At 62.8% G+C, this 26,648-nt stretch carries 26 protein-coding genes and 2 riboswitches; of the genes, 15 read left to right on the top strand and 11 right to left on the bottom strand.

The window, feature by feature from the left end:
- Positions 1 to 126: 126 nt before the first annotated feature.
- The 4 genes from BUS12_RS06090 (at position 127) to BUS12_RS06105 (ending at position 4,365) form a co-directional block, all read left to right on the top strand.
- The gene (locus BUS12_RS06090; RefSeq protein ID WP_074294710.1) at positions 127 to 405 is read left to right on the top strand and encodes a DUF3311 domain-containing protein; all 279 of its coding nucleotides are present in this window, start codon (positions 127 to 129) and stop codon (positions 403 to 405) included.
- Entirely contained in the window at positions 402 to 1,895 is a 1,494-nt protein-coding gene (locus BUS12_RS06095) for a sodium:solute symporter family protein (RefSeq protein ID WP_074294711.1), read from the top strand. The genes BUS12_RS06090 and BUS12_RS06095 overlap by 4 nt, the downstream gene beginning before the upstream one ends.
- A 44-nt stretch (positions 1,896 to 1,939) precedes the next feature.
- Positions 1,940 to 3,145: a porin gene (locus BUS12_RS06100; protein WP_074294712.1), complete on the top strand. Its 1,206-nt coding sequence runs from the start codon at positions 1,940 to 1,942 to the stop codon at positions 3,143 to 3,145.
- 206 nt (positions 3,146 to 3,351) lie between these two features.
- Entirely contained in the window at positions 3,352 to 4,365 is a 1,014-nt protein-coding gene (locus BUS12_RS06105; RefSeq protein ID WP_253190021.1) for an alpha/beta hydrolase family protein, read from the top strand.
- Between the two features lie 6 nt (positions 4,366 to 4,371).
- Here BUS12_RS06105 and BUS12_RS06110 read toward each other — a convergent pair whose 3' ends face one another.
- The 4 genes from BUS12_RS06110 to BUS12_RS06125 all read right to left on the bottom strand — a co-directional run bounded on the left by BUS12_RS06110 (position 4,372) and on the right by BUS12_RS06125 (position 9,916).
- Positions 4,372 to 4,773 carry a hypothetical protein gene (locus BUS12_RS06110; protein WP_074294713.1) on the bottom strand — a complete coding sequence of 134 codons (402 nt, stop codon included), beginning with the start codon at positions 4,771 to 4,773 and terminating at the stop codon, positions 4,372 to 4,374.
- A gap of 142 nt (positions 4,774 to 4,915) precedes the next feature.
- Positions 4,916 to 6,625: a LeoA/HP0731 family dynamin-like GTPase gene (locus BUS12_RS06115; RefSeq protein WP_074294714.1), complete on the bottom strand. Its 1,710-nt coding sequence runs from the start codon at positions 6,623 to 6,625 to the stop codon at positions 4,916 to 4,918.
- Complete coding sequence (locus BUS12_RS06120) at positions 6,625 to 8,826, bottom strand: hypothetical protein (protein ID WP_074294715.1); 2,202 nt, start codon at positions 8,824 to 8,826, stop codon at positions 6,625 to 6,627. The genes BUS12_RS06115 and BUS12_RS06120 overlap by 1 nt, the downstream gene beginning before the upstream one ends.
- A 247-nt stretch (positions 8,827 to 9,073) precedes the next feature.
- Entirely contained in the window at positions 9,074 to 9,916 is an 843-nt protein-coding gene (locus tag BUS12_RS06125; protein WP_074294716.1) for a DMT family transporter, read from the bottom strand.
- 99 nt (positions 9,917 to 10,015) lie between these two features.
- On the opposite strand from BUS12_RS06125, the gene gcvA reads away from it, so the two are divergent.
- Positions 10,016 to 10,939 (top strand): transcriptional regulator GcvA, encoded by a 924-nt coding sequence (gene gcvA / locus BUS12_RS06130; RefSeq protein ID WP_074294717.1) that lies wholly within the window; start codon positions 10,016 to 10,018, stop codon positions 10,937 to 10,939.
- A 72-nt stretch (positions 10,940 to 11,011) separates the two neighbouring features.
- Here gcvA and BUS12_RS06135 read toward each other — a convergent pair whose 3' ends face one another.
- Entirely contained in the window at positions 11,012 to 11,602 is a 591-nt protein-coding gene (locus tag BUS12_RS06135) for a TMEM165/GDT1 family protein (protein WP_074297169.1), read from the bottom strand.
- A gap of 13 nt (positions 11,603 to 11,615) precedes the next feature.
- A riboswitch (yybP-ykoY riboswitch) is annotated at positions 11,616 to 11,798 on the bottom strand.
- A gap of 116 nt (positions 11,799 to 11,914) precedes the next feature.
- A riboswitch (yybP-ykoY riboswitch) is annotated at positions 11,915 to 12,086 on the top strand.
- 6 nt (positions 12,087 to 12,092) lie between these two features.
- On the opposite strand from BUS12_RS06135, the gene mntP reads away from it, so the two are divergent.
- Positions 12,093 to 12,662 carry a manganese efflux pump MntP gene (mntP, locus tag BUS12_RS06140; protein ID WP_074294718.1) on the top strand — a complete coding sequence of 190 codons (570 nt, stop codon included), beginning with the start codon at positions 12,093 to 12,095 and terminating at the stop codon, positions 12,660 to 12,662.
- Positions 12,663 to 12,688: 26 nt separating this feature from the next.
- Here mntP and BUS12_RS06145 read toward each other — a convergent pair whose 3' ends face one another.
- Positions 12,689 to 13,042, bottom strand: coding sequence for a hypothetical protein (locus BUS12_RS06145; protein WP_074294719.1), 354 nt, complete (start codon positions 13,040 to 13,042; stop codon positions 12,689 to 12,691).
- A 48-nt stretch (positions 13,043 to 13,090) separates the two neighbouring features.
- Here BUS12_RS06145 and BUS12_RS06150 point away from each other — a divergent pair, with 48 nt between their 5' ends.
- A complete protein-coding gene (locus tag BUS12_RS06150) occupies positions 13,091 to 13,528 on the top strand; it encodes a MarR family winged helix-turn-helix transcriptional regulator (protein WP_074294720.1) in 438 nt (145 codons plus the stop codon).
- 102 nt (positions 13,529 to 13,630) lie between these two features.
- On the opposite strand, the gene BUS12_RS06155 is transcribed toward BUS12_RS06150, so the two are convergent.
- Both BUS12_RS06155 and BUS12_RS06160 read right to left on the bottom strand, forming a co-directional pair.
- The gene (locus BUS12_RS06155; RefSeq protein WP_216352695.1) at positions 13,631 to 14,452 is read right to left on the bottom strand and encodes a CsgG/HfaB family protein; all 822 of its coding nucleotides are present in this window, start codon (positions 14,450 to 14,452) and stop codon (positions 13,631 to 13,633) included.
- A gap of 451 nt (positions 14,453 to 14,903) precedes the next feature.
- Entirely contained in the window at positions 14,904 to 15,998 is a 1,095-nt protein-coding gene (locus BUS12_RS06160) for an MBL fold metallo-hydrolase (RefSeq protein ID WP_074294721.1), read from the bottom strand.
- An 84-nt stretch (positions 15,999 to 16,082) separates the two neighbouring features.
- Between BUS12_RS06160 and BUS12_RS06165 the strand changes: the two genes are divergently transcribed.
- On the top strand, positions 16,083 to 16,697 hold the full coding sequence (locus BUS12_RS06165) for a TetR/AcrR family transcriptional regulator (protein ID WP_074294722.1): 615 nt from the start codon (positions 16,083 to 16,085) through the stop codon (positions 16,695 to 16,697).
- A 23-nt stretch (positions 16,698 to 16,720) separates the two neighbouring features.
- Here BUS12_RS06165 and BUS12_RS06170 read toward each other — a convergent pair whose 3' ends face one another.
- Positions 16,721 to 18,142 carry an aldehyde dehydrogenase family protein gene (locus BUS12_RS06170; protein ID WP_074294723.1) on the bottom strand — a complete coding sequence of 474 codons (1,422 nt, stop codon included), beginning with the start codon at positions 18,140 to 18,142 and terminating at the stop codon, positions 16,721 to 16,723.
- 101 nt (positions 18,143 to 18,243) lie between these two features.
- On the opposite strand from BUS12_RS06170, the gene BUS12_RS06175 reads away from it, so the two are divergent.
- Together BUS12_RS06175 and BUS12_RS06180 are read left to right on the top strand one after the other, a co-directional pair.
- Entirely contained in the window at positions 18,244 to 19,188 is a 945-nt protein-coding gene (locus BUS12_RS06175; protein WP_074294724.1) for a LysR family transcriptional regulator, read from the top strand.
- A gap of 176 nt (positions 19,189 to 19,364) precedes the next feature.
- Positions 19,365 to 21,317 carry a putative bifunctional diguanylate cyclase/phosphodiesterase gene (locus BUS12_RS06180; RefSeq protein ID WP_074297173.1) on the top strand — a complete coding sequence of 651 codons (1,953 nt, stop codon included), beginning with the start codon at positions 19,365 to 19,367 and terminating at the stop codon, positions 21,315 to 21,317.
- 59 nt (positions 21,318 to 21,376) lie between these two features.
- On the opposite strand, the gene BUS12_RS06185 is transcribed toward BUS12_RS06180, so the two are convergent.
- Positions 21,377 to 21,829 (bottom strand): MarR family winged helix-turn-helix transcriptional regulator, encoded by a 453-nt coding sequence (locus BUS12_RS06185; protein ID WP_143788269.1) that lies wholly within the window; start codon positions 21,827 to 21,829, stop codon positions 21,377 to 21,379.
- A 107-nt stretch (positions 21,830 to 21,936) separates the two neighbouring features.
- On the opposite strand from BUS12_RS06185, the gene BUS12_RS06190 reads away from it, so the two are divergent.
- A complete protein-coding gene (locus BUS12_RS06190; RefSeq protein ID WP_074294726.1) occupies positions 21,937 to 22,902 on the top strand; it encodes a quinone oxidoreductase family protein in 966 nt (321 codons plus the stop codon).
- Positions 22,903 to 22,971: 69 nt separating this feature from the next.
- Positions 22,972 to 23,475: a peptide-methionine (S)-S-oxide reductase MsrA gene (msrA, locus tag BUS12_RS06195; RefSeq protein ID WP_074294727.1), complete on the top strand. Its 504-nt coding sequence runs from the start codon at positions 22,972 to 22,974 to the stop codon at positions 23,473 to 23,475.
- A 77-nt stretch (positions 23,476 to 23,552) separates the two neighbouring features.
- On the opposite strand, the gene BUS12_RS06200 is transcribed toward msrA, so the two are convergent.
- Positions 23,553 to 24,131: a thioredoxin family protein gene (locus tag BUS12_RS06200; RefSeq protein WP_074294728.1), complete on the bottom strand. Its 579-nt coding sequence runs from the start codon at positions 24,129 to 24,131 to the stop codon at positions 23,553 to 23,555.
- 205 nt (positions 24,132 to 24,336) lie between these two features.
- Between BUS12_RS06200 and BUS12_RS06205 the strand changes: the two genes are divergently transcribed.
- The 3 genes from BUS12_RS06205 (at position 24,337) to BUS12_RS06215 (ending at position 26,361) form a co-directional block, all read left to right on the top strand.
- The gene (locus BUS12_RS06205) at positions 24,337 to 24,708 is read left to right on the top strand and encodes a GFA family protein (RefSeq protein WP_074294729.1); all 372 of its coding nucleotides are present in this window, start codon (positions 24,337 to 24,339) and stop codon (positions 24,706 to 24,708) included.
- 212 nt (positions 24,709 to 24,920) lie between these two features.
- On the top strand, positions 24,921 to 25,241 hold the full coding sequence (locus BUS12_RS06210) for a DUF4148 domain-containing protein (RefSeq protein ID WP_074297175.1): 321 nt from the start codon (positions 24,921 to 24,923) through the stop codon (positions 25,239 to 25,241).
- A gap of 76 nt (positions 25,242 to 25,317) precedes the next feature.
- Positions 25,318 to 26,361 (top strand): alpha/beta fold hydrolase, encoded by a 1,044-nt coding sequence (locus BUS12_RS06215; protein WP_074294730.1) that lies wholly within the window; start codon positions 25,318 to 25,320, stop codon positions 26,359 to 26,361.
- The last annotated feature ends 287 nt before the right edge of the window (positions 26,362 to 26,648 follow it).

Raw genomic sequence — 26,648 nt, forward strand, 5'->3', positions numbered from 1 at the left:
AATAAACCAGGGTTAACCTGATCCGTCCGCGCCACAAATTATTTTTGACCTGCTTGAAATGATGTGCACTACAGGTGCACACTCTGCCTCCATTAGTGCAGTCCAACTTCACGTGGAGCAAAGGTCATGGCGCAAGGTCAGGCGGCGGGCGGCAGTGCCCGTCACGCGTATCGGTGGTTGCTGGTCGTTCCTTTTGTCTGGCAGGCGGGGCTTGCCCCCGTCGTCAACGGCGTGTCGTGGTCGCCGCTCGGTCTGCCGTTTCCGATGCTGTGGCAGTTGGTGGGAATCGTGCTGACGAGCGTGCTGATCGCAATCGTGTTCCGGCTCGACCGTGCGCATGGCGTCGAGCGTGAAGAAGAGGCCTTCATTGCGGCGACCTCCGGGTCCACGGGAGAGCCGCGATGAAGCTCGCCATTGTGATCGTGATCCTGCTTGCCACGCTGACCGGCGCGGTGGGATATGGCCGGCGCACCCGCAAGGGACACACGTTAACGGACTGGGCAGTGGGCGGCCGCAGTCTGGGCGCGGTGATCTTCTGGTTCATGAACGCAGGGGAGGTCTACACGACTTTCGCTGTGCTCGGCATTTCCGGCTACGCGTGGGCGCTAGGGGCGCCGGCTTACCTGGCATTCTGTTCGGTGTCGCTGAGCTATGCGATCGGCTACTGGCTGATGCCGAAGATCTGGCGAGCGGGGCGTACCCGTCAGCTCGTCACGCAGGCCGATTTTTTCGCGGCCCGCTACGACGCCACCTGGCTGGGTGTCGTGACCGGCGTGATCGGCATTGCCTCGTTGATTGTCTATGTGCAGATTCAACTGGTGAGCCTGGGATTGATCGTTCAGTTGACGCTCGACGATCTGATCTCCACCCAGGCGGCCACCTTGATTGCCGGCTTGCTGATGATCACCTTCGTCTTCGTCGCCGGGGTGCGTTCCGCGGCGTTTGCGGCGGGCGTCAAGGACGTGCTGATGATCGTGGTGGTCGTGTTGTTGAGTGCGACGGTGGCGGGCAAAGTGGGCGCGGCGTCCATGCTGGATATCTTCCACATGGCCGAGGTGCAGCATCCGGGCATCGGCAAATTCCCGGGGCTGGATCCGACGTCGCCGACGACAGCCATCTGGTTAATGACCTCGTCGATCAACATCGCGCTCGGCAACTGGGTGTTCCCGCATCTGTTCCAGATGTCGTACACGGCGCAAAGCGCGACCGCGATTCGACGCAATGCCATCTGGCAGCCGCTCTATTCGCTGGCGTACTTCTTCATCATTCTGCTTGGCTTCGCGGCACTGCTTGCCGGTACCCATCCGCCGGGCAACAACCTGAACGCCGCGCTGCTGCAATTCATCTCCGAGCGTTATGCCGCACCCATCGTCGGTCTCGTGGCAGGGACGGGATTCCTGTTGGCGCTCGCGCCCGGCGCGTTGCTGTTGCTGACCGCGGGTTCGATCTTTAGCCGCAATGTCGTCGCACCGTTCATGCCCAATCTCAAGGACAGCACCTCCTTGCTGATCTCGCGCGGTTCGCTGACCGTGTTTGCCGCGATTGCCGTCTGGCTGTCGATCAGTCAGAAAGGCTCGCTCGTGAAGATTCTGCTCGACGCGTATTCGGCAATCGGCATGCTGGCGCCCGCTGTCTTCCTCGGATTTCTCTGGAAGCGGACCACCGCGGTGGGTGTGCTGGCGGGTCTCGCGGCCGGCTTCGTTGCGCTGCTGGCGCCGTTTGCCGCGCACTACTGGGCTGCGGTGGCCCCTCAATGCGAGCCGGGACTGATCGCCATGGCGATCAACGCCGCGACGGTCGTACTCGTCAGCCTGGCCACGCCATTGCCGACGCGGCATGCGGTATCGCTCGGCGTCGCGTCTGAGTCTATTGCCGGCAAGCAATCGGCGGCCTGAACAAACTTCATTCGAATAGCCGTGCCCCTTACCTGGAGATCCTGATGAAAAAGAGCAGTATCTGTATGGCTGTGCTACTCGCGCTGCCGGCGCTGGCCGAGGCCCAAAGCAGCGTGACGCTGTATGGCCTTGTCGATGCGGGTATCACGGTCGTCAACAATACCGGCAAAGGTCATGTGGTCGAATCGGACACTTGCGGACCGCCGAGTTGCAACCTGTGGGGGCTGAAGGGCAAAGAAGACCTCGGTGGCGGTACGTCGGCGATCTTCACGCTCGAGAACGGTTTCAACATCCAGAACGGTAAGCTCGGGCAGGGCGGCACGGAGTTCGGGCGGCAGGCCTTCGTGGGGCTGAGCAACGATCAGTGGGGCACGGTCACGCTGGGACGTCAGTACGATCCGCCTTCGTTGACGGTGGGCTATTTCCCGTCGAGCAATAACTTCGCCACCGGCTACGGCTCGCACTTCGGCGACCTCGACAACCTGAACCAGTCGATCCGCTTCAACAACGCGGTCAAGTACGTCAGCCCGACCTGGGGCGGCTTGCATGTGGAGGGGATGTTCAGCTTCGGCGGTGTGGCAGGCGACTTCTCGACCAATCGCGTCTGGTCCCTGGCTGCGGCGTACACGCGGGGACCTTTCTCGGTGGCGGCGGGCTACCTGGACATCCAGAATCCCGCTACCAATTCGGGTGGGACCGGCGGTGTGTACGCGTCGAATGGCAACTATGTCGGGTCATTGAACGACTATGTCGGACTGCAGGACGCCAATGCCATGAAGGTGTTCACGGTGGGCGGTTCGTACACGCTTGGGCCGGCGACTTTCGCACTGAACTACTCGCATACGGACCTTGAAAACAGCCAGTATTTTGTCGTCAACGGCTTTGCCGGCGCCGGTGGCGGCAATGACTTCAAGATGGACGCCTACGAAGCCAGTGCGACCTACAAGGTCACCCCCGAACTACTTCTGGGTGCGGCCTACATCTATAACGCAGGCAAAGCCGACTATCAGAATCTGAAGCCGGACTTCCAGCAGGTAAACCTGGGCGTGAACTATGCGCTCTCCAAGCGCACCAGCCTGTATGCGCTTGCGATCTTCCAGAAGGCGGGCGGCGATGGCATCGCACCTGTGTTCGACGCGGATGGCGCAGTAGTGGGGCGCACGGCGATTGCCGAAATTCCGGGGGCCGGTTATGACTCCAGCACATCGAAGCAATTGCTGATGTCGGTGGGGGTGTATCACGCGTTCTGAGCGGCGCAGCAGGCCGTCGTCGGTTGTGACGGCGGCCGGCAGATATGCGGCCACTTCGTGCTAGTTGTGTGTTTTGCCGATTCGCCACCGCTTGCAATGACGCTCGTGCCCAGTAAAAATGCCGAGGTGGCTGCGGCGACCACAGTACCTGAGCCCGTATGTTCGAATGCCGCGAGACGTGACAGAAGACGAAACAGGAGACTGCTGTGAAACTCGCGGCCATGATCGCCACCGTGCTTACCCTCTTCGCTGCGCCGGCCTTTGCCGCCAATGTAGGTTTCGAGGAAGTCAGGATAACGAATGGGGACGAACCGCCGCTAACGGTAGGGATCTGGTATCCGACCGATGCGCCCGCGACCCAGCACCCCCTCGGCTATTTCACCCAGACGGTGGCGCCCGGCGCTCCGATTGCGGGCCGTGACCTGCCGCTGGTGGTGATGTCGCACGGTGGCGGAGGTTGGTACGACGGTCATTACGACACGGCGCTCGCCCTCGCGCACGCGGGCTTCGTGGCCGCCGCGGTCAGCCATGCGGGCGATACGTTCGACGACCAAAGCAAGGTCTTGCAACTGTGGCGCCGTCCCGCCCAGCTTCGCCGGCTGGTGGACTATATGCTCGGCGAGTGGCCCTCGCACGAACGGCTGGACGCGGGCCGTGTCGGCGCGTTTGGATTTTCCAACGGTGGCTTCACCGTGCTGGTGGCGGCCGGTGGTGTTCCGGATCTTGCGGCGATCGCGCCGTATTGCGAAGCGCACCCCGATCACAACCTGTGCCAGGTCCTAACGCATGCCGGCGTCGATCTTCATTTGGGCCAGGGCATTCCCGCCGATGCCTGGGTGCACGACGCCCGCATCAAAGCCGTGGTCGTCGCCGCGCCGGCATTCGGCTTTAGCTTCGGCCGCGCGGGCTTAAGCGGCGTGCGTGTGCCGGTGCAGCTCTGGCGGGCGGCGCAGGATCATCGCCAGCCTGATCCCTACTATGACGAAGCGGTGCGCGCAGACCTGCCCCGAGCGCCGGACTATCACGTGGTCGAAAACGCGGGCCACTTCGATTTCCTGCCACCCTGCAGTGCACGCATGTCCCAGACGATGCCGGAAGTTTGCGCCAGCTTGCCGGGCTTCGACCGCGCGGCGTTTCATGAACGATTCAATGCGGACGTGGTGCGTTTTTTTCAGGCGAGGCTAGATTCATCGCGACCTGCCAAAGCTGACACGCCGTAAGCGCATTCACTCCCCGCACTGCACGTCTTTCTTTTGCACGACGATGATCGCCGGGTAAGTCCCCCGGTCGAGTTCGACACGGGTGACGACGGCCATTGTTACGCTGTCGCTGTCGTCGTACACGCTGATTTCTTCATGCCGAAGGTTGGTGACCCCAGTGCAGCCAGTCGCGCGACCGTCGTCCGAAACATCGCATTGGATCGCGTGGTCTGCAAGGAAGCGAAACCTGTCTCTGTCGGGCGTAGCAAGATAGTCGTGCATGCTCTGCGCCGCTCCACCCACGCCGGTGACATACCCCATGGTGCACGACTGTTTAGGGGCGGCGGCGTTGCTGGGTGTCTGGGCGATGGCTGCGGTGCTTGCGGCCGCGATGACCGCCGCGAGTGTCGATGCAAGGAGGTATTTCATGGGCAAACCACGGTTGACGGAACGTAGTGCTGGATTGTAGTGGCATTTTGCCCAAGGGGTCGGGGAGCGGGACGAAATCAATCTCGACCCGCGCCCCAACGACATGCCACCCGCGTCATGCGACTTCGCCAGCTTGCACAGCTCAAGCCGCGTCCATCATCCGAAATTCCGCGTCGATCGCTTCGCCGTGATCGCGCCAGCGATGGAACTGCTCGCGCTTCTGGCGCCCCGAGGCCACGCTCTGCTCGACGGCGTCCACGTTGCCGCGCAACTCGACGAGTTCCGGGAAGAACTGATCTTCGAACCGAGGCCCGTCGATCAGTTCGAGCAATTCCGCGCGCTGCTTCGTAAAGTTGTCGACCATCTTCGCGATCACCTCGCGGAACGCCCGCTCGCGGTTGGCCTGCTCCCACGAGTCCCAGATTTCAAGCGCGAGCCCAAGCACCGATAGCATGCCGTTGAGCCCCTTGGCAAGATTGACCGCGCCCCACGGCTTGAACTTCAGCAACTTGCCGAGATCGAGCCCGACCACCTTCGCAACACCGAGAACGCCATCGCGCGCGGCCAGTATCGACGTGTTGTTGATCATGCCGCTCTTGACCACGTAATCGATGCCCTGTTTGCCGTACACGCGCACGGTGGCGTTGAAGTGGTTGACCTCCGCGTCGAAACCAACGGCCATCTTGCCGACCTCGAACTTCACCGAGCGCAGTTGCTGGTCGAACGCGTTCTGCAGGTTCGCGCTCAACACCGCGCCGTCCGCGCCCACGTTGCGCTCGAAGAACTCCGAAAACGTCTGCATGGACTGCTTGTGGGTCTGCAGGATCAGGTCGGTGAAGAACTCGGAGACGAAGCGCCGCAGGCCGATTCGCACGTCGACGATGCGCGCGTCGGCCGTGACCATCTGTTTCTTCAACTGGTTGCTCATGGTTTCGAGCCGGTCGACTTCCTGGGCAATCTTGTCGTCGTTGTGCACGGCGATCGGCAACTGTTTGCCGAGCACATCGCGGACGATGCTGCGCTTGGTTTCATCGACGACCGCCGCGACGCCGCCCGCCGCCGATACCTTCTCCGACGTCGCGCGCTGCAGCAGCCCGATGCGCGACAGCGCGCGGAATCGATCGAGATCCGCCAGCCAGTACTCGGTGCCCATCTCGAACGGGTCGGCAGCCACGGCCACCACCGCGAGCTCGCGCGCCTCGGCGTCGCTCAGTGCGATCAGGTCGCGCAGGCGGCCGACAACATTCTCCTTCTTGATGTTCAGGCTCTGCGCATATTCGTGTTCGTCCTCGACGTCCGCCACCGCGTCGAAGCGGCTCAGCACGAATACCGTACGCGGCAGCAGGTTCAGCGTGCGGAACAACCACGTCAGATCGTCGCGGTGACTCTCCTTGATCGGATTGGTCGGGTCCATCACGTACACGACAAGATGCGCTTCGCTCACATACTTGCGCGTGAGCTCCTTGTATTTTTCGAGCGTGTTGGTTTGCGCGTCGAATTGCTCCTTGAAGCCGAACAGCCCGGGCGTGTCGATCAGCACGCAGTCCGGGCCGGCCTCGTAGACCGTGACCGCATTCGACGACTCCTGATGGCTGATCTTCATCGTCGACTTGTCGAGCCGCTCGAGCCACGCGGCCGCAATCGCAGTCTTGCCTTCGGAAAAGCCGCCGATCAGCACGACACGCAGCTTGTCGTCTTCGATGCTGCGGATCGCGCCGTCGAGCTTCGCCTTGACGTTCGGATCGGCGTCGATCCCGAACGCCTCACCCTGCGCGAGGAACGCCTGAAGTTCATGCAGCACCTTCAACGTTCCCGCTTGCCGTTCCTTAAAAGACTCCAGCGTCTGTTCCATTACACCGCCTCTGTTTCGGACATCGTTTTAGACAAATGCGCGAGATTCGCGCAGACCCGCAGCAGCGCCGAGTTGACGTGCGCGGCTTGCTGGACCGAGCGCTCCACTTCCGTCGCGATCTCGTCGATACGCGCGGTCACGTTCTCGATCACCTCGTTGTAGCTTCGCTTCATGGCGTCGCCCATCCCGTCGACGACGCGGTCGAGATTCTCGTTGACGGCTTTGCGCTGCTGCGACTTCTTGTAATCGCTGTCAAATAGCCCCCAAACCGCCTTCGCAATGCTCACCACGAGCGTCACGCCGCCAATCGCGAGCGTCACCCAGCCCACCGGATTCCACAGCATCATCAGGCCGCCCGCGAGCGCCGCGACGAGCGGCATGTATTTCACGCCGCTGTCGAAGGTCATGTTCAGTTCGAAGCCGCCTAGCGTGGGCGCGCCGATCGAGCGGTACGCGTCCTGAAGCTGCTCGACGCGTTGCTGGAAGCGTTCGAGAATATCGCCCACTTCCTGCTGGAAGCGCTCGAGTTGGGCCTTCATCTGCTCCGGCAGCTCGGCTTCCAGGGTCGCCTGCTCGCCCCGGATCGCGAGCCCTAACGCATGCTTCAGATCGTCGTTGCCGATGCCGTCGTCGATGCGGTTGTAGACGCGCCGGCGCACGCTCGTCTCGAACGTTCGGATCGCGCCGTCCGCGAGCGTTTGCAGCGCGGGGCCGAGGCTGCGGACTGTCAGTTCGAGCTGCTGGCTGACCAGTGCCCAATCGCGCTTCAGTTGCGCGGCGAGCGGCGCGACCGTATCGCGCTGGATCAGGGTGATGGTCCCCGTCGCTGCCTGCACCGCGCTGCGCACCTTGTTCACGTTGGCGGTGCGGATGCGCGCGTCGCAATCGGTCACCATGCTGCCGGTCAGCCAGTCGACGAACGGCTGGAAGCCCGACTTCGACAGCAGCTCGGCGGCGCTCGCCTTGGCGAGAAACTTCGCGCGGCTGCGCGCGACGTCCGAGAACGGCACGAGACAGTCGGCCGCCGCGAGAAAGGCCGGTTGCGCGCTCAACGCAATATGGCGCTGATAACGTTCGCCCAGATGCTCATGCATCGTCTCGTCGAGCACGGCAAGGCTGTCGCGTTCGCCCTGACTCAGCAACTCGCCCTTGTCGAGCTGGATCGGATTGGTGATGCGTTTGTTGTAGATGGTCCAGACTTCGCTTTGGTCGCCCAGATGCGTGCGAATTTTTTCGAGCGTGCCTTGCCCGTTTTCGTCGCCGGTCTGCGGCGCGGCGGCCTTGCCGGTCACGTAAAACACGGCGTGCGCGGCCTTTACCGCGCCGAGAATGCTGTCGAGCACGCGCGCTTCCTTGCCCTCGATGCCCGGCACGTCGAGCAGTTCGAAATGCTGCTGGTTCGCGTCGAACCCGTAGCCGTGCGCATCGAGCGTGTAGTCGGAGCGGCCGGTGCCGACGATCTGCCCGTCGGCGAGCGGCGCGAGGCTGTCGAGTGCGGCATGCGCACTCGTTTGCCGGGCTTCGAGCGCCTCATGCGCGGCCTGAGCGCGTTCACGCTGCGTGTCGAGCTGTTCGCGTTCGGCCGCATGCGCTGCGCCAAGCGCGAGACGTTGCTGCTCGCCCTGTGCGAGCGCCACTTCTTCCGGTCGCTTGCGGAACAGATGTATCAGCTTTTGCCAGAACGACGCCGCCTGTTTCTGCGCGACGATCAGGTGCCGCAGGCGGCTCAGTTCCTGTTCGAGAGCATCGCGGTCCGCATCGAGCTGCGCGCTGCGTTCGACGGCTTGCGCCTGCAGTGCGTCGAGCTGTGCGCGGCTGTCGTCGATCGCTTGCTTCAAAGTCGACAAGGCGGCTTCGCCAAGGCCGAACTCCGCCTGCTTCGCGCGAAACGCCGCGCGCGCGTCGGCTTTGCTGCGTTCGCCGAGCAGGATGCGCAGCGTTTCGATGATCGTCGATTTGCCGGCATTCGTTTCGCCGTAGAACGCGATCGTGAACGTGTCCCAACGCGCGTGACGCTGCAGCGCTTCGATACGCTGCACGAGATCTGCGTGAATCGGGGCGACGAGATTTTCGACCTGCGCCATCGTTTGCGCGACGCGCGCGTCGGTCGCATCGAGATCGAGCTGCTTCAGCAGATCGTCGATTTCATTCAGTACGGCTTGGTGGAGATCGTTCGATGAGGCCCCGGCGGTTGGTCGCATACGGATTTGTTGTTAGGTTTGTAGTTTGGAGAGACGAGATCGATCCGTGCGCGAACGAGTACCGGATTCGCGCGCGCATCACGATGCCATGGTTTTCGGCAATTCAGCCCAAAAATTTAGGGCGATTTTCCGAAATGAACCTGTGAGCGGAATGCAACGATCCTCACGGCAAAGTCACGCCGACAGCGAAGATAGATGCGCACGCGGACATTTCATGTCCCAATGCGGCAAGCGTGGACCACCAGGCTCAAAGCCCCAGACAAACTGCACCGGCCGCGACGACGATGCACGCGAGCCAGCGCTTTCCACTGACCGCCTCGCGCAGAAACACGCGCCCGATCAGCACCGCGAACACCACGCTGGTCTCGCGCAGCGCCGATACCGCACCCATCGCGCCCGACTGCAGCGCCCAGATGACGATGCCGTACGCCGCGATCGACACGAGCCCACCCACCAGCGACGAGCCGAGCGCCATAGGCGCCGTCCGCAGCGGTGCCCACAGCGCCGCTAGCCCGCGCTTCGCGACGAACAGCAGCGGCATCAGCCAGTAGAACAGGAACATCCACGCGGTGTAGGCGAGCGCTTCGCCGCCGGACAGGCGCACGCCGATGCCGTCGATCACGGTATAGAGCGCGATGGTGGCGCCGGTCGTCAAGGCGGCTAGCGCGCCCGCGCGCGACACATGCTGCCCCTGCAGCGCGAGCGCGATGATGCCGCCCGAGATCATCACGATCCCGAGCGCGTGCAACGGGCCGATCGTTTCATGCGCGAAGAGCGCGGCGCCGAGCGTGACGAGCAAGGGCGACGAGCCGCGTGCGATCGGATAGGCCTGCGCCAGATCGTTGCGCCGATACGATCGCACGAGGCTCACGTTGTAGACGATATGCACGAGCCCCGATGCGACGATATACGGCCACGCCGCAGCGGCCGGCCACGGCGTGACCAGCACCACGAGTGCGGCGACCGCGCCGATGGCGATGCTCATCCACGTCATGGACAGGAGGCGGTCGGCATTGCCGTGCAGCATGGCATTCCAGCTCGCGTGGAGCAGGGCGGCAAGCAGGACGAAGCCGCCGGTATAACTGAGCATGCGGATTCCGGAGCGACGGTGAAGTAAGTAGGGTATCTATCTTGTGGCCCACTCACAAACCAGATAAATTGCCGGTTCGCGTTAGACAAACTCTTGCGGATGAAGCGGCTATTACCTCCACTCAATGCCTTGCGCGCTTTCGAGGCCGCAGGCCGCCTCGGCAGTTTCAAGGAAGCCGCCGCGGAACTGCACGTCACGCACGGCGCGGTGAGCCAGCACGTGCGGCTGCTTGAAGAGTGGCTTGAGTCTTCGTTGTTCGAGCGGCACAACCGGCGTGTGGTGCTGACGCCGGCGGCGAAGGCCTACCTGGCGGAAATCGCTCCGCTGTTCGAGCAGCTCTCGCAGGCCACTGCCCGATATGGCGTTTCCGAAACGGTGGCGCGGAGCTTGTCCGTGAATGCGCCCGCCACCTTCACATTGCGCTGGCTGGTGCCGAGGCTGGCGAAATTCCGCGCGGCGTATCCCGAGGTGGACGTCAACGTGGAGACGTCGAACGAACCGGTGGAGAGTCTGCAAGCCAGCTATGACGTCATCATCCGCGGCGGTCCGGATACGTTCTATGGCTACGCGATGCGGCCGTTCCTGTCCGAGGAACGACTGCCGGTCTGCAGTCCGGCGCTCCTGCAGCGACTGCCGCTTCGCACACCGGACGATCTGCGGCGGCATACGTTGTTGCACACATCAAGTCTTCCGCGACTGTGGCCGGACTGGCTGGCTAGCGCAGAGACGCCCGCGCTCAAACCCGCCGCCACGCTGACCTTCGACCACTTCTATCTGACGTTGCAGGCCGCCATCGACGGCATAGGCGTTGCCATGGGGCCGACTGCGCTGGTCTCCGACGATCTCGCTACCGGCCGGCTTGTCGCGCCGTTCGTGGGTCCTCGTCTGCCGTCGCGCAGCTACTGCACTTACGTCGCGGATGGCAATGCCACGGATGAGCGGGTCGTGCTATTCCGCTCATGGCTCGAACGCGAGGGGATGCCTTCGCAAACCGAACCGGTCCGCAAGAAGCGAACTCGCTGAGCGCTGGCGGAGCGGCTTCGCTTGCAAACGGGGCGGCTTGCATAAAGCTGGCTGACGGTCGAACCGGGCGTGCTAGAACATCGGATGCGCGTCCGGATAGAGCGCCGTTCTCAAGGCGAGTCCACCGAGTACGACAAAGATGATGGCAGCCAGAATGTGCACGGCCTTGGTCGGCAAGCGGTCGGCGAACTTGTGCCCGAGATAGATGACCGGCACGTTCGCCAGCATCATGCCCAGCGTCGTACCCGCGACCACGCCGAAAAATTCGTGGAAGCGCGCGGCAAGCGCGATGGTGACGATCTGCGTCTTGTCGCCCATCTCGGCGAGAAAGAAGGTCACGGCCGTCGTGCCGAAGACGCCCATTGTGTTCTTGGTTAGCGCTGCATCGGCGTCGTCCAGCTTGTCCGGAATCAGAATCCACACAGCCATTACCGCAAACGATGCGACCACGGCCCAGTTCAGGATGCCCGGCCTGAGCACGCTCGCGAGCCACGCTCCCAGCGCACCGGATGCCGCATGGTTGATCAGCGTGGCGGCCAGCACACCGAGCACAATGGGAATGGGTTTGCGATACCGCGCAGCCAGTACGAGGGACAGTAGTTGGGTTTTATCGCCGATTTCGGCGAGGCCGACGACACTGGTCGCAACGAGAAAGGATTGCATGGGATGTTGTACCCGGGCCGCGCTGAAAAAACGCGATGACGCGCATTCCGGCGACCCGGTTAGGTCGGAATGCGAGTCATCGGTCTTGCCAGGCATTTCGCTGCGTACGCCATGGCGAGTCTTGCGACTGGCCAAGTATGTTGACGTGCGCCCTCGAACATCGCGTTCGAGGCGGCTACTCCCCAATGAGCAGGCGCGATTCTATCGCGCGGCCCATTACAAATGCAACCTTCCCGTCTAACCGCTTCCTGCGAAGCCGGGCGCCTTGACGAGCGGACGGCATTACATAGGCCTTTCAGTCATGGTATGCTCGCCCCTGTCTTTGGGGAGTAGCCGGCTTCTACCCAGAAGCGCCTGCATCAACATTCTCGGTCGCGCAGACCGTGGTGCAGGTAGCCGTTTCGGTTGGCAAGACCATCGACACACCACGCGACCGGTCGGGCGCGGCGGTGTGTCGTGGTTTTCAGCCCGACCTCGAGCGCCTACTCTGATGAATCCTGTCGCAACGCTATTCCTGGCTTTTGCCATGTCCACCGACGCCTTTGCAGCCGCTATCGGCAAAGGCGCCACGCTCCATCGCCCGCATTGGAGCGAAGCCATCAGGACGGGGCTGATCTTCGGCGCGATCGAAGCGCTGACCCCTTTGGCCGGATGGTTCCTCGGCAAGGCCGCCGCCCAATACGTCTCCGCATGGGATCACTGGATCGCGTTTGCGCTGCTGTTGGTCCTCGGCGCCCGCATGGTCTTCAACAGCTTTGCCGCTAAAGAAGTCGAGGAGAGCAGGCCGGCGACCCATTCGTTCTGGTTGCTCGCCTTGACCGGCTTCGCCACGAGTATCGATGCGATGGCGGTTGGCGCGGGCCTCGCCTTTGTCGACGTCAACATCTATTCGACGGCTGCCGCGATCGGTCTCGCCACTATGGCGATGGTCACTCTCGGCGTCATGCTCGGCCGTGTCATCGGCCACGTCGCGGGCCGGCGTGCCGAGATGGCGGGCGGCGTCGTGCTGATCGGCATCGGCAGCACCATCCTTGTGGAACATCTGCAGCTATTCGGCTAACGCCGACCGCGCATTGACGCTCTCCGTCACGCCGCCTGACGCGTCGTGCGAAGGAGCATGACAGCCGACGCGAGCGTCAGCACGGCGAGCGTGACCGGCCCGATCGTCTTCATGACGTCATGTGAAGACCATCCGACCAATGCATCGCAGAACTGAATGGATCCCAGCAGCAGCGCAAGAACGGTGACACCGGGACGAGAGCGCGCCGCAAGCGCAATGAGCGCGGCAATCGCAAGCGGTACGGTGCGGGCGACGCCATACAGCGCCGCAACATCAACCGCCGGCTGACCGATGACCATGGCCAGCGAGAACGCAACGCTCACCAGCGCGTTGAGACAGGCGATGACCGCACAGACATAGAACGCGAATTTTGTACTCATGGAGAATGGTTCTCTATGTGAATGATTTGCGTAATGTAGTATGCGCGGATGAAACCGTCAAGCCATCTGACCGACACGTCGGGCTACATGTTGAGCAAGCTCGGCCAGGCAACGATCGAGCAGTTCGCTCAACGTCTGCGTCCGCTCGGGATTCGTCCGAAGCATTGCGGCTTGCTGGCGGCGATCCGTCATATGCCCATGACGTCTCAACTGGCGCTCGGACAGGCCTTGAATGTGGTGCCGAGTGCGATCGTCACGATGATCGACGATCTGGAAGCGCTGGGTGCAATCAAGCGGGTTGCGGATGAAGCGGACCGGCGTCGATACGCAATCGAACTGACCGAAAAAGGCGCGGCGATGCTGCAGCAGGCAACAGCCATTGCGCAACAGGTCGATGAGTCAATCCTCGCTCCCCTTGGGAAAAGTGAGCGGGATACGTTGCGTCAACTCCTGAAGAAATTGAGCACGGGTTTGTCGCAAGCGTGAGAGGGGTGTGCGCTCGCTATTTGAATTCGCCGCACCTGGAGGATGACGCCATTCCGCCTGCCTGGTGATGAGCGCGGCAATACGGATTGGCGCCAGCCATAATCAATTCACCTGCAGAGTGCCGCCGTTGCCGAGGCCGCCCTTCACGTTTTGCGCTTTATATTGCTTCACCGACACAACGAGATTATTCAGCGAGTCGGTAAACGCCGCGACGACGACCTTGCCCTGCGCCGTATTCGCATACGCACCGCCTGCACCGCCGCCCGCACCGCCAAAGCCACCCGCGACGACGCCGGCGAGCATGCCATAGTCGACGTTCTTGGCCGAGCCTTCTGCGGCAGCCAACTGGACGCTCGAACGGTTGTCGACCAGCGTGAGCAGGGTGGATGCTTCCTGCGTCTTCATGGTGCCGGCAACCCCCGCGAGCGCTCCGCCGACCACCGGCACAAAGGCCAGAAGCCCCGCTGCGCCGCCACCCGCGTTGTTGTTGCTGAAGGTGATGCTGGGGCTGATGGTGTAGTCGGCAGCGACCATCTGGCCTTTATGCATCTTCGACGTCTTGCGCAGTTCGCCGGATTCGTTCAGTGCGCGCTCGTCCATGGCGGCAGCGAGGCCGCGGCCACGATCGACCACTACGAAGCAGTTCGACTGCTGCACCAGCAGTTTTAGAACCGGCACTGTGCTGCCAAGCTGATATTGGCCGGTCAACATGCCATACCAGGGTGCAGTGGTGTCCTCGACAATCGAAACCGTCCCGAGCGGCGCCGTGCAGTGCTGCAAGCCGACGTTGGCGTTCTGGGATGTCCCGCCGGCCGCCGAACCGGTTGCGGTGGTTTTTGCCGACGTAGCGCCCATCTGCATATCCGAGCAGGCAGTCAGCATCAGCAGCGACAAGGCTGCAGCCCCTGTTAATTTAATGTTCACGTTTCCTCTCGCGTTTGAAGTTGTTACGTTTTTTGCCCAGCTAGCGCTGGGCAGTCAGGTCTGGACCTTCTGCATTAACGCAATGGGAATAACGGCAATGGGGTGCGAAAACTTAATAGAATCAGCTTGGGTTTTTTATTTTATGCTGAATGGATAAAATCGCGATGGATAGTCCATCCGAAATATCGATCTATTGGCTCGCGTGAAAGCGGAGCGGTTTAATCGTCAATTCGATTCAGTAAAGCGGATTTGGTTTGCGGCAAACGTTTTCGCGGTTAAACACCGGAAGGTTTTATCGTCGCTTGGGGGTATCGGGCGTCCTGGATTTTGATTGCGGACGCAACCAGTTCGGGGTCGTTCGGAGCGGTGCTGCCAAGGTGAGGCGTCGAGAACCGGCCAACCTGCGTCCGCGATGGTTCGGGCGCAGGTTGGGGTGTAGAGGTGGGGTTCGTTACGTCGGAAGCGAATTCAGGCTGTAGTTGCCCGCCGTGGCGGTGTTGCGCCACCACCGTTCGCCGCGATGGGGCGCGGCCAGATCCAGCCGCTCGCCCATTCGCGGCGTGGCGAGCGGAATGCCGCGCGCCGTGGTGAGGCCCGTCACGCGCTCGAACGGTTCCTGCCAGCGATGCATCGCCAGATCGAAGGTGCCGTTGTGCACCGGCATGAGCCAGTGGCCGCGCAGATCGACGTGTGCCTGCACGGTGTCTTCCGGTTGCATATGGACGTACGGCCATTGTGCGTCGTAGGCGCCGGTTTCGAGGAAGGTCACGTCGAACGGACCAAACCGCTCGCCGATCGCCTTGAAGCCGTCGAAGTAGCCCGTGTCGCCGCTGAAGAACACCCGCAGATCGTCGTCGACGATCACCCACGAGGCCCATAAGGTGCTGTTGCCGTCGAACAGGCTGCGGCCGGAGAAATGCTGAGCCGGCGTGGCCGTGAATGCCAGACCGTCGATCTCCGTACCCTGCCACCAGTCGAACTGGCGCACCTTCGAAGCGTCGATACCCCACTCGATCAGCCGGTCGCCGACACCCAGCGGCGTCAGAAACACACCTGTCTTGCCGGCGAGCGCCAGCACCGTCTCGCGGTCCAGGTGGTCATAGTGGTCGTGCGACAGAATCACGCCGGCGAGCGGCGGCAAATCGGCAAGCGCGATGGGCGGCGCATGAAAGCGTTTGGGGCCGAAGCGCCGGAATGGCGACGCGCGTTCGGCGAACACCGGATCGGTGAGCCAGAACCGACCACGCAGCTTGAGCAGCAGGGTCGAGTGTCCGAGGCGAAACAGGCTGCGGTCGGGTGCGGCGTCGAGCTGGGCGCGCGTCAGCGGATCGACGGGCAGCGGGCTTGCCGGCGCCGTGCCGTCCGGCTTTTTGAACAGCAGATTCCACGCGATGCTCAACGTCTTGCCGAACCCTTCGACAGGACGCGGTTTGACGTTGCGAAAGCGCTCGCTGTCATGCTGGGCCGACGAGCCAAACGATTCGCGCCCGCGTTGAGCCGCTGTCAGGCCCAACGTGCGGCGCAAGGATTCGGTGAACGAGGTCATGTAGAGCGTTCCAGGACACAAAGTAGACTGTTCAGTGTAGTTTATCCTGGAAAAAAGTAAACTGCATGGTGTAAAATTTTAGCTATGGATGCCATTGATACCCGTCTCCGTCTAACCGACCGCAAGCGCGCCGCCATCATCGGCGCCGCGATTGAAGAATTTCTCGCGGCCGGTTTCGACGCCACCAGCATGGACCGCGTCGCAGCCCGCGCGAGTGTCTCCAAGCGGACGGTCTACAACCACTTTCCGAGCAAGGAAGCGCTGTTCGCGGCGATTCTGCGGCAGTTGTGGGACTCGAGTGACGCGGGGCAGGTCTTTGCTTATTCCTCGTCGCAACCGTTGCGCGACCAGTTGCTCGAGCTGTTGCGCAAAAAGCTGAGTCTTCTGAACGACGAAGCCTTCCTCTCGCTCGCACGCGTGGCGATCGCGGCGGGCATTCATTCGCCGGAGCGCGCGCGCGACATGGTGGCGCGCATGGGCGAGCGCGAAGAAGACCTGACCGTGTGGATTCGTGCCGCCGCTGCCGACGGCCGCCTCAAGACCGAGGACCCGGTGTTCGCCTCGCTGCAATTGCAAGGCCTCGTGAAAGGCTTCGCGTTCTGGCCGCAGGTGACGATGGGCCAGCCGTCGCTTAGCAAGGCCGAGCAAAAGCACATCGCCGAATCCGCCGCCGATATGTTTCTGGCGCGCTACGCCTGACTGGCGCCGTCACCATGACGCCGTCACGAGGCGGCAAGCACCGACTTCGGTTCAAGAAACGCCTCCAGACCGAACGTGCCGTACTCGCGACCGATCCCCGATTGCTTGAAACCGCCAAACGGTGCGGCCGGCTCGTGCGCGAGCGTGTTGACGAGTACGCGGCCGGCGTCGATCCGCGCCGCGACTTCGCGCGCCCGCTGCGCATCCGCTGAAAATACGTAGGCCTGCAAACCATATTGCGTGTCGTTGGCAATCGCGATGGCTTCCTCTGTATCGCGGTAGGTGAGAATCGACAGCACGGGGCCGAAGATTTCTTCGCGGGCAATCGTCATGTCGTTCGTCACGTCGCTGAAGACAGTCGGGCGGACGAACCAGCCAGCCTCGACGCCATCCGGCCGGCCAGGGCCACCTGCGATCAGCCGCGCGCCTTCGTCCGTGCCGATGCCGATGTAGCGTTGCACGCGCTCCCACTGCTTCTGGCTAACCATGGGACCTACGGTTGTTTGCGGATCGCGCGGATCGCCGGCCTGCGTGCGGGCCACTTCCTCCTGCACGCGTGCTTCGAACTCCGCCAGCCGGTGTTGCGGTACGAGGATGCGCGTGCCCGCGATGCAGGCCTGGCCGCTGTTCATGAAACCGGCCTGAATCGCCAGCGGCACTGCCTGGTCGAAGTTCGCATCGTCGAGCACGATCACGGGCGACTTGCCGCCCAGTTCGAGCGTGACGCGCTTCAAGGTCTCGGCGCCGGCGCGCAGGATCGCCTTGCCGACCGCCGTGGAGCCCGTGAAGGAGAGCTTCGCGACATCGGGGTGCGTGCTGATCTGGGCGCCGACAGTCTCGCCCCGTCCCGTGACGATATTGAACACCCCTGCCGGCAAGCCCGCTGCATGCAGCGCTTCGGTGACGACGCGGGTCTGGATGGCGCTCATCTCGCTCGGCTTGATGACGGCCGTGCAGCCCGCGGCCAACGCGGCGGCCAGCTTGCCGCAGATGAAGCCCGCGTCGCTATTCCATGGGGTAATCAGTCCGGCGACACCGAGCGGTTGCATGACCACGTCAGCGGTGCCCGCACGGCGCGTGAAGGCGTAATCCTCCAATACTTTCGCCGCTTCGAGCAGCACGTTGCTCGCGTGTTGCGCCATCCACCGGCCGCGCGACACCGGCGCGCCATATTCCTCGGTGATGGCCTCGTAAAGCTCGTCTTCTTTCGCAACGACGGCTTCGTGCATCCGCTTCAGCATGTCGATGCGCTCGCGCTTGCTGGTGTGCGAAAACGCGGAAAAGGCCCGCTTCGCGGCAGCGATCGCGTCGCATGCGTCTTGCGCATCGGCGAGGCGCACGCGGCCGATCACCTGTTCGGTGGCGGGATTGAAGAGGTCGAAGAGTTCGTCGCCGTGAGGCGTGACGAACGCGCCGTCGATATAAATCTTGTCGATCATCTGCATGGTGGCTACCCGGAAGCGGTTCTGGAACACACACGATAGATCGGCACGATTGCGTTGACTAGCCGTACAATCTGGCATGAAACATTGAGCGATTTGGGATAATGAACACTTCAGGCCTGAGCGAACTGGAAGCGGTACTGGCCGTCGCGCGTCAGCGCAGCTTTCGCGCGGCGGCAACCGAACTCGGCGTTTCGACGTCTGCGCTCAGTCACGCGGTGGCGGCGCTCGAGTCGCGCATCGGCGTGCGGCTTTTCAATCGCACGACCCGCAGTGTGTCCTTGTCGGAGGCGGGCGCGCAATTCGTCGACAGCGTGGCGCCGGCGCTTTCCACCATCCGTCTCGCGCTCGAACAGGCGGGCAGCTTTCGCGACACGGTGTCGGGCACGTTGCGCATCAACACGTCGGCGGGCGCCGCGAGGCAGGTGATGCCGCTCTTTATCGCATTCCTGCAGCGCTATCCGGAACTGAAGCTCGATATCGTCACCGAGGGCCGCCTGATCGACATCGTCGTCGAGGGCTTCGATGCCGGCATCCGTCTCGCGGAAACGGTGCCGCGCGACATGATCGCGGTGCCGTTCGGCGAGCCGCAGCGCTTCGCCGTCGTGGCCAGTCCAGGCTACTTTGCGCAGCACATGCCGCCGCGCACGCCGGCCGATTTGCACGCGCATCGCTGCATCCGTGCGCGGATGCCGAGCGGCGCGATCTATCAGTGGGAGTTCGCGCGCCACGGCGAAGCGCTGCGTATCGACGTGCAAGGCGCGCTGACGCTCGACGAGCCGGGTTTGATGCTGCAAGCCGCGCGGGCCGGTCTTGGCGTGACCTATCTGACCGAGTGGAACGTCGCCGCGGATCTGCAGGCCGGCACGCTGGTGCGAGTCCTGGAAGACTGGACGCTGCCACTCGACGGTCTCTGTCTCTACTATCCGGGTCGCCGTCATGTGCCGGCCAGCTTGCGCGCGCTGATCGAGATGATTCGCGAGCATGCCGAAGCGCAGCGCACGCGACCCTCCTCGAAGGGCAGGGCGCGCCGCCCCCGGCGTTCGTGAGACATCGGCGGTCAGTTCAGGCTGGGTAGCATGCCCGGCGTACGTGGCAGGCATGCTGCGTGGCCAGCACTGCCGGCGGCGCCGTCGGCACGTCAATCAACCTGTTATTTGACGTTTACGTAATAATTGCGATGCACGGCTGTTTCGATCCACTAACCATCAAAAATGTGCGGGTCATGGCTTTCAGCGAACCAAGGTCTCCATTTTTCAAGTGGGTCGTCTCTTCCGCCCAGCACCTGAGCGCGGAAAATCGGCAAATCTTGCTCGCCAATCTGTTCACGCGAACCGCGTCAATCGTGTTCGCGTCGATCTGCGAAATCAGTGTCTGCGCCACCGCGTACTACCTTTATCCGAACCGCGGCATCTACGCCTTGTGGGGCGGCGCCGTCGTCGCGCTGCTGGTCGCCCGTCTGACCTTGATCCGGGTGTGCTGCACGCAGAGTGCGCGCGGCCAGCCGACCCCTACCTCGGCGTTCCTGCTCGCCAGCATCCTGTGGAGCGCGCTGTTCGGCTTCGGGAGCCTGCTCTGCAATACCAGCGGCGACAACACGCTGTTTCTGCTCGGCAACGTTTGCGCCGTCGGGGTGATCGGCGGGCTGGCAGGGCGCAACGCCGGCACGCCCCGCCTCGTGCTCATTCAGATCACCTTGATTCTCGGGCTATTGGGTCTGGGAGCGGCACTGTCGCCCGGTTCGGGCAAGCTTGTCCTGCTGTTTCAGGCGCCGTTCTGCGCGGCCGGCTTTTTCACGGTTGCCCTGCGCAGCAATCGCGATACCGTCGCGTTGCTGATGGCGCGCGAAAGCAGCCATCGCCTGGCGCGCCACGACAGCCTCACGGGGCTGCCCAATCGCGCGCGTATCAGCGAGCTCCTGCTGGAGCGTACCGGGGCCGGCTTTGCCAAAGCGGATCGATCGTTCGCAGTTCTGCTGATCGATCTCGACGGCTTCAAGGCCATCAATGACAGTCTGGGTCATGCGGCCGGCGATCAGATTCTTCAGGAAGCGGCGGTGCGCTTGCGTGAAATACTGCCGGCCGGTGGCCTGGTCGGCCGTCTGGCCGGCGACGAGTTCGTCGCCATTGCCGACGATACCGCTGCCCAGGCCACCGACGTCCGTGCGCTGGCCGGCCGCATCGTCAAGACTTTGGCGCGCCCATTTGCGCTGAGCGAAGCACGCGTGCATATCGGCGCGAGCGTGGGCATTGCGCTCTACCCGGAGCATGGCAAAACCGGTCCGCAGTTGCTGATCTGCGCGGACCGCGCCTTGTACGCGGTCAAGCGTAACGGCAAGAGTGCGTTCGCCGTATTCGACGCTGACAAGCACGCGTCCGACGAGAGTCTGAGTCTTCTGCGCAGCGACCTCGAAGGCGCGATGCAGTCGTTCAGCGGTTTGCGGATGGAATACCAGCCTATCTTCGATCTGAGCGACGGCACCATCTCCGGCCGCGAGGCCCTGCTGCGCTGGACGCACCCGACCCGCGGCGAGCTGTCTCCGGTGGCCTTCATTCCCACTGCAGAACGGACCGGTCTCGTGCTTCCGTTGGGGGAGTGGGCCCTGCTGCAATCCTGCACGGAAGCCGCCGCATGGCGCGACCCGGTGGCCGTCGCGGTGAATGTATCGCCTGTGCAGTTGCGCGAGGAAGCGTTCGCGGCGAGTGTCGCCTCGATCCTTCGGAAAACGAACTTACCGCCGGAGCGCCTGACTATCGAGGTCACGGAATCGGTGCTGCTGAGCGACGACATCGCGACCCGGCGTAACGTTGCGCAACTGCGCGCGCTGGGCATCGCGCTCTCGCTCGATGACTTCGGCACCGGATTTTCGACCATGTCGACGCTGGTGCGCTTCTCGTTCGACAAGCTCAAGATCGACAGTTCCTTCGTCATGGACGCGGTGCATCGGCGCGAATCCGCGGCGGTGGTGCGGGGCATCGTGGCGTTGGCGCGGGAAATGGGCATGCCCACCACCGCGGAAGGCATCGAGACGCCGGAGCACCTGGAATTCGTGCGTGCCTGCGGTTGCACTCACGCGCAAGGCTTCCTGCTCGGCAGGCCGGAACGGGCAGACGAGATTGCCCGTCTTGACGAGACGTTCGCGGAGCCGGGCGTCGACAAGGGGCAGGCGGTCGGCTAGCGGCATGAACACTGCCGGCGCGACACGCTCCAGAGTGTTTCGCCGCACCGCGTACCGATCTACAGCGTCCCCACCCACTCGAGCGCATCGTCCGCGAACTTGCGCAGCAGACGCGCCAGCACGCGCACGTCTTCGGCCTCCCAGTCGGCCAGTAACTTTTCGATGATCTTCTGGCGCGCAGCGTCCAGCGCGCTTGTCATGACCCGCCCCTTGTCCGTGATGATCGCCGCACGAACCCGCCCGTCTGCCGGGCTCGGACAACGGGCGACCAACTCCAGGCTCTCCAGCTTCGCGATCTGCCGGCTGACGGTGGTGTAGTCGCGTCCGACCAGTTCGGCCAACTCCACAATCCCAAGCGGTCCCTGCCGGGCCACGCGGGCCAGCAGCGGAAACAGCGCCCGGTCCAGGTCCACACCGGCCGCATCGATTAGCGCGGCATCGGGCTGCGGCCGATTCAGCACGCCCGTCAAATCCAGCAGTGCTCCCCGCAGTTCGCGGATCTCCTTCTTCATCGTCACCTCGTTTTTGTCGATCTCGACATATGTGTATAATACACGTATATTCAGTCATCCAATCCCGGATGATGCCGGTGCCCACCACTCGGCAAAGGAGAGCAGAGATGAAAGCAGCACTCGTCAAGCAACCCGGCGCAACGCCGGTTTACGCCGACTTCGCAGAGCCGCCCGTCACCGAGGGCCTGGCACGCGTTGCGGTGATAGCGTCCGCGCTGAGCCATGTTACGAAAAGCCGGGCGTCGGGCAAGCACTATAGCGCTTCGGGCGCATTGCCTCTGGTGCCGGGGATCGACGGCACCGGTGTTCTCGCAGACGGCACGCGGGTTTATTTCGTACTCCCTGAGGCTCCGTTCGGCGGCATGGCGGAGTACTGCGTTGTCAACGCGGCGCATTGCATCCCATTGCCGGCAGAGCTGGATGCGGTGACCGCCGCGGCGATCGCGATTCCCGGCATGTCGTCATGGGCGGCGTTGGTCGAGCGTGCCAGACTGGTCAAGGGAGAAACCGTCCTGATCAATGGCGCAACGGGCGTCTCGGGTCGGTTGGCTGTGCAGATCGCCAAATATCTCGGCGCGGGTAAAGTCATCGCGACGGGACGCAACGCGGAAGCGCTGCAGTCTCTGCGCGCGCTCGGCGCAGACGTGACGATCAGCCTCGCGCAGGACAGCGCGGCGCTTGAAAGCGAGTTCAAGACGCAGTTTCACCAGGGTATCGACGTCGTTCTCGACTATCTCTGGGGCGCAAGCGCGGAACTGTTGCTGGTGTCCGGCGCCAAGGCGGCGCCGGAGGCCGTGCCCATCCGCTTCGTTCAGATTGGCGCGATCAGCGGGCAGGCGATCAACCTTCCGGGCGCCGTGCTGCGTTCGTCGTCCATTGAACTGATGGGCAGCGGGATAGGCAGCATTCCGATGCCGCGCATCCAGCACGCAATCGGGCAATTGTTGAACGCCACGGTTCCGGGCGGCTTCAGGATCGCAACGAAGCCGGTGCCGCTGGCGCAGGTGGAAGAACACTGGGCGGATGACGGCAGTCAGGCGCGGGTTGTATTCACCACGGGGTTGCGGGGCTGAGGCAGCGCGTTGTGCCGATGGTGGCACAATGTGTTCGGCAGACTCACACCACTGATGGAGATGATTGCAATGACGACGCAAACCGAAACCGCCCTGCTGGCCGGCGGGTGCTTCTGGGGCATGCAGGACCTGTTGCGGCGCTATCCCGGCGTGCTGTCCACGCGGGTCGGCTATACGGGCGGTGACGTGCCCAATGCCACGTACCGCAACCATGGCACGCACGCAGAGGCGATCGAGATCGTGTTCGATCCGAGCCAGATCAGCTATCGTCAGATCCTCGAATTTTTCTTCCAGATTCACGACCCGACCACTAAAAACCGCCAGGGCAACGACGTTGGAACGAGCTACCGCTCGGCCATCTTCTATCTCAACGACGCGCAGAAAAAAGTGGCTCTCGACACCGTGGCGGACGTCGACGCATCCGATCTCTGGCCCGGCAAGGTCGTCACCGAGATCGCTCAGGCGGGCCCGTTCTGGGAGGCTGAGCCGGAGCATCAGGATTATCTGGAACGCCTTCCCAACGGCTACACGTGCCACTTCATCCGGCCGGGCTGGAAACTGCCCGCTCGCTGAACCACAGGCGTGCCATTGAAAAGCGCGGCCGCGGCGCACGTCGCCCGGCCGCGCGCCCGCTTATCCGCGCAGCAGCCTCAGTTTTCCGCCAGCAGGGCTTTGATCTCCGCCTCGGTCTGATCGTAGTCACCCTCGCCGAAGTGCGTGTAGACCACCTGACCTTTCTTGTCGACCAGATAAAACGCAGGCCAATACTGGTTGTCGTAGGCGCTCCACGTTGCATAGTGGTTGTCCTGCGCCACCGGGTACGTAATGCCGAAGCGCTTGATGGCCTTCTGAACGTTGTCCGTGTCGCGCTCGAACGAATACTCGGGCGTGTGGACACCTACCACCACCAGTCCCTGGTCCTTATATTTCTGATTCCATGCCTTGACGTAGGGCAGGACGTGAATGCAGTTGATGCACGTGTAGGTCCAGAAATCGACCAGCACGACCTTGCCCCGCAATTGCTGCACCGTCAGGGGATCGCTGTTGAGCCATTTATCGATGCCGGTGAATTCCGGCGCGGCATGGCTGCCGTTTGCCTGCTTTGCGCTGGGGCTAGCGTTATTCATGGGCGCGGAGCTTGCATCGAGGCTGGCGATTGCCGCGGCGCTGCTGGCCGCGGCTGCAACCAGCAGAGCGATGAGCGCGGGCGTTCTGAGTCGGGTGAACATGTCGGAGTCCTTTTGGCGAGGGGAATCGAGCGGGCATTCCAGTGGTGAACGATGACTGCATTGGAACGCCTGTCCGTATCTGGCATGTGTCGCCAAAGCGGCCTGGATGAAACGTTTTGTGTCGGGAGCCCACTCAGACACACTGCGATACAAAGCGTCGCGCGTACTGGGCTATAACGCAGCCTTTACAACTGCGGAGCTCACCATGAGTACCGAACTGCTGCGAGGATCCTGTCATTGCGGGACCGTCAAATTCGAAGTCCGTACCGCCGTCGTGCCTGCGGCGCGCTGCAATTGCAGCCTGTGCCGACGCAAGGGCGCGCTGATGACGCCGCCGTTCGCTGCGGGCGAACTGAAGATACTGAGTGGCGAGGAATCGCTGACGCTTTACCAGTTCAATACACGCGTGGCGAAACACTACTTCTGCCAGCACTGCGGCATTTATCCGTTTCACCAGACGCGTAAAGATGCGCAACTCTGGCGCGTCAACATCGGTTGTCTCGAAGGTGTCGACCCGTATGCGCTGGAGGCGGACTTGTCCGATGGCGCCAGCCTGTCCGTCGTGGAAGACGCGTGAAACGGCGAGTGCCGATCTCTGTCTGGCACAGCGTCTTTGTATCCCAATGTATCCGCAGCGCCGGTCAATACACAACGTTGCATTGCGGCTCTTTGCGGACACAAGCCAGATACGTCCACGGGTTCTAATGGTTTCAGGCCAGACGTTCTGGCTTCGCAAGCCAGATATCCAACCGGACGTCTGCATGAAAAATCCTTTTCGAGGTGGAAATCATGAAAGTCATTCAATCGCTGCTGGTCGCTGCTGTTGTCGCTCTTCCCGCGTTGTCGTTCGCACAATCGAATCAGAATCAACCGCTGACCCGCGCCGAGGTCCGTGCGCAACTGGTCGAACTGGAACAGGCCGGCTACAACCCGACCAGCGATCAGGCGCAATATCCGCAGAATCTCGAAGCCGCCGAGGCGCGTCTGAACGCGCAGCATGGTGTGGCAGTGTCGTCGTACGGGCCGTCGGCTGCTGGCACTTCCGCCGCGGGCTCGCGCGTGGCCGGTTCGGATGTGATCGGCCTCGGTCCGATCTATGCGAAGCCGTAAGCTGAATCGACATTCATCAAGAGCCCGTGTCAATCGGGACTGCGTAGCGTTGGCTAATCTTTGAGGAGTATCTGCAATGACGGATCAGATCAATACACGACGTCGCCGTCTGCTGGGGACAACCGTGGCGGGCATCAGCTTGCTGGAGTTGGGCCTGAGCGGACTCGTCCAAGCACAGTCGAACGATGCTGCGGCCGGCTTGAAGGGGACGACGCGCGCTGCTTCGTTCGACACCATCCGGCAGATCAACGCGGGAACGCTCAGCATCGGATACGCGGAAGCGGGGCCGGCGAACGGACCGGTCGTTATCCTGCTGCACGGCTGGCCGTACGACATCTACAGCTTCGCTGACGTGACGCCGCTGCTGGCGGCCGCGGGTTATCGGGTGATCGTGCCGTATCTGCGCGGCTATGGTTCGACGCGCTTCCTGTCCGCGGATACGCCTCGTAACGGGCAGCAGTCTGTCGTCGCAGTCGACATCATCGCGCTGATGGACGCCCTGAAGATCGACCAGGCCATTCTTGGCGGCTTCGATTGGGGCGCGCGCACGGTCGACATCATTGCCGCGTTGTGGCCGCAACGGGTCAAGGCGCTGGTGTCGGTGAGCGGCTATCTGATCGGCAATCAGGCGGCCGGCAAGACGCCACTGCCACCGAAGGCGGAGCTGTCGTGGTGGTATCAGTTCTACTTCGCAACGGAGCGCGGCCAGGCGGGCTATGAAGCGAACCGCCACGACTTCAACAAGCTGATCTGGCGTCTCGCATCGCCCAAATGGAATTTCGACGACGCGACGTACGACCGTTCAGCCGAGTCGTTCAACAATCCTGATCATGTCGCAGTGGTGATTCACAACTACCGCTGGCGTCTGGGACTGGTCCAGGGCGAGCCGCAATACGATTCGCTCGAAGCGCGTCTGGCGACGGCGCCGACCATCTCCGTGCCCGCCATCACGATGGAGGGCGACGCCAACGGTGCGCCGCATCCGGAGCCGGCCGCGTATGCGAAGAAGTTCACCGGCAAGTATCAGCACCGCAATATCGACGGCGGCATTGGACACAACCTGCCGCAGGAAGCACCGAAGGCATTTGCCGATGCGATCCTCGATGTCGTTCGGCTCTGACGGGACGGGAAGAGGGTGGTTGACGCGTTAGCTCGACATCATCAGCGGCAGGCTTCGATGCACTGCACCAATTCGCCCGGCACCGTGCATCCCTCCACGCCGCGCATGCCGCCACGGCGGGTTTGACGCTTCAGCGGCCGTTTGCGCGGCGCTCGTGTAAGGGGCAGCCCGGGGTAGATAACTGTCTAAAAGCGGGATAGATTGAGCGTCGGAATAGATGCGGTCCTATGATCGACAGGGGCGCGTGAGGCGTGGCAGGCGATCCAGCATGATGACAATGCGTCTTC

It is taken from the genome of Paraburkholderia phenazinium (assembly GCF_900142845.1).
In the GTDB taxonomy this organism is placed as follows: domain Bacteria; phylum Pseudomonadota; class Gammaproteobacteria; order Burkholderiales; family Burkholderiaceae; genus Paraburkholderia; species Paraburkholderia phenazinium_A.

What these genes read in the sequence shown, in the direction of transcription:
- BUS12_RS06090 (WP_074294710.1), top strand. Translation starts at nt 127, where the DNA reads ATGGCGCAAGGTCAGGCGGCGGGCGGCAGTGCCCGTCACGCGTATCGG.
- BUS12_RS06095 (WP_074294711.1), top strand. Translation starts at nt 402, where the DNA reads ATGAAGCTCGCCATTGTGATCGTGATCCTGCTTGCCACGCTGACCGGC.
- BUS12_RS06100 (WP_074294712.1), top strand. Translation starts at nt 1,940, where the DNA reads ATGAAAAAGAGCAGTATCTGTATGGCTGTGCTACTCGCGCTGCCGGCG.
- BUS12_RS06110 (WP_074294713.1), bottom strand. Translation starts at nt 4,773, where the DNA reads ATGAAATACCTCCTTGCATCGACACTCGCGGCGGTCATCGCGGCCGCA.
- BUS12_RS06115 (WP_074294714.1), bottom strand. Translation starts at nt 6,625, where the DNA reads ATGGAACAGACGCTGGAGTCTTTTAAGGAACGGCAAGCGGGAACGTTG.
- BUS12_RS06120 (WP_074294715.1), bottom strand. Translation starts at nt 8,826, where the DNA reads ATGCGACCAACCGCCGGGGCCTCATCGAACGATCTCCACCAAGCCGTA.
- BUS12_RS06125 (WP_074294716.1), bottom strand. Translation starts at nt 9,916, where the DNA reads ATGCTCAGTTATACCGGCGGCTTCGTCCTGCTTGCCGCCCTGCTCCAC.
- gcvA (WP_074294717.1), top strand. Translation starts at nt 10,016, where the DNA reads ATGAAGCGGCTATTACCTCCACTCAATGCCTTGCGCGCTTTCGAGGCC.
- BUS12_RS06135 (WP_074297169.1), bottom strand. Translation starts at nt 11,602, where the DNA reads ATGCAATCCTTTCTCGTTGCGACCAGTGTCGTCGGCCTCGCCGAAATC.
- mntP (WP_074294718.1), top strand. Translation starts at nt 12,093, where the DNA reads ATGAATCCTGTCGCAACGCTATTCCTGGCTTTTGCCATGTCCACCGAC.
- BUS12_RS06145 (WP_074294719.1), bottom strand. Translation starts at nt 13,042, where the DNA reads ATGAGTACAAAATTCGCGTTCTATGTCTGTGCGGTCATCGCCTGTCTC.
- BUS12_RS06150 (WP_074294720.1), top strand. Translation starts at nt 13,091, where the DNA reads ATGAAACCGTCAAGCCATCTGACCGACACGTCGGGCTACATGTTGAGC.
- BUS12_RS06160 (WP_074294721.1), bottom strand. Translation starts at nt 15,998, where the DNA reads ATGACCTCGTTCACCGAATCCTTGCGCCGCACGTTGGGCCTGACAGCG.
- BUS12_RS06165 (WP_074294722.1), top strand. Translation starts at nt 16,083, where the DNA reads ATGGATGCCATTGATACCCGTCTCCGTCTAACCGACCGCAAGCGCGCC.
- BUS12_RS06170 (WP_074294723.1), bottom strand. Translation starts at nt 18,142, where the DNA reads ATGCAGATGATCGACAAGATTTATATCGACGGCGCGTTCGTCACGCCT.
- BUS12_RS06175 (WP_074294724.1), top strand. Translation starts at nt 18,244, where the DNA reads ATGAACACTTCAGGCCTGAGCGAACTGGAAGCGGTACTGGCCGTCGCG.
- BUS12_RS06180 (WP_074297173.1), top strand. Translation starts at nt 19,365, where the DNA reads ATGGCTTTCAGCGAACCAAGGTCTCCATTTTTCAAGTGGGTCGTCTCT.
- BUS12_RS06185 (WP_143788269.1), bottom strand. Translation starts at nt 21,829, where the DNA reads ATGAAGAAGGAGATCCGCGAACTGCGGGGAGCACTGCTGGATTTGACG.
- BUS12_RS06190 (WP_074294726.1), top strand. Translation starts at nt 21,937, where the DNA reads ATGAAAGCAGCACTCGTCAAGCAACCCGGCGCAACGCCGGTTTACGCC.
- msrA (WP_074294727.1), top strand. Translation starts at nt 22,972, where the DNA reads ATGACGACGCAAACCGAAACCGCCCTGCTGGCCGGCGGGTGCTTCTGG.
- BUS12_RS06200 (WP_074294728.1), bottom strand. Translation starts at nt 24,131, where the DNA reads ATGTTCACCCGACTCAGAACGCCCGCGCTCATCGCTCTGCTGGTTGCA.
- BUS12_RS06205 (WP_074294729.1), top strand. Translation starts at nt 24,337, where the DNA reads ATGAGTACCGAACTGCTGCGAGGATCCTGTCATTGCGGGACCGTCAAA.
- BUS12_RS06210 (WP_074297175.1), top strand. Translation starts at nt 24,921, where the DNA reads ATGAAAGTCATTCAATCGCTGCTGGTCGCTGCTGTTGTCGCTCTTCCC.
- BUS12_RS06215 (WP_074294730.1), top strand. Translation starts at nt 25,318, where the DNA reads ATGACGGATCAGATCAATACACGACGTCGCCGTCTGCTGGGGACAACC.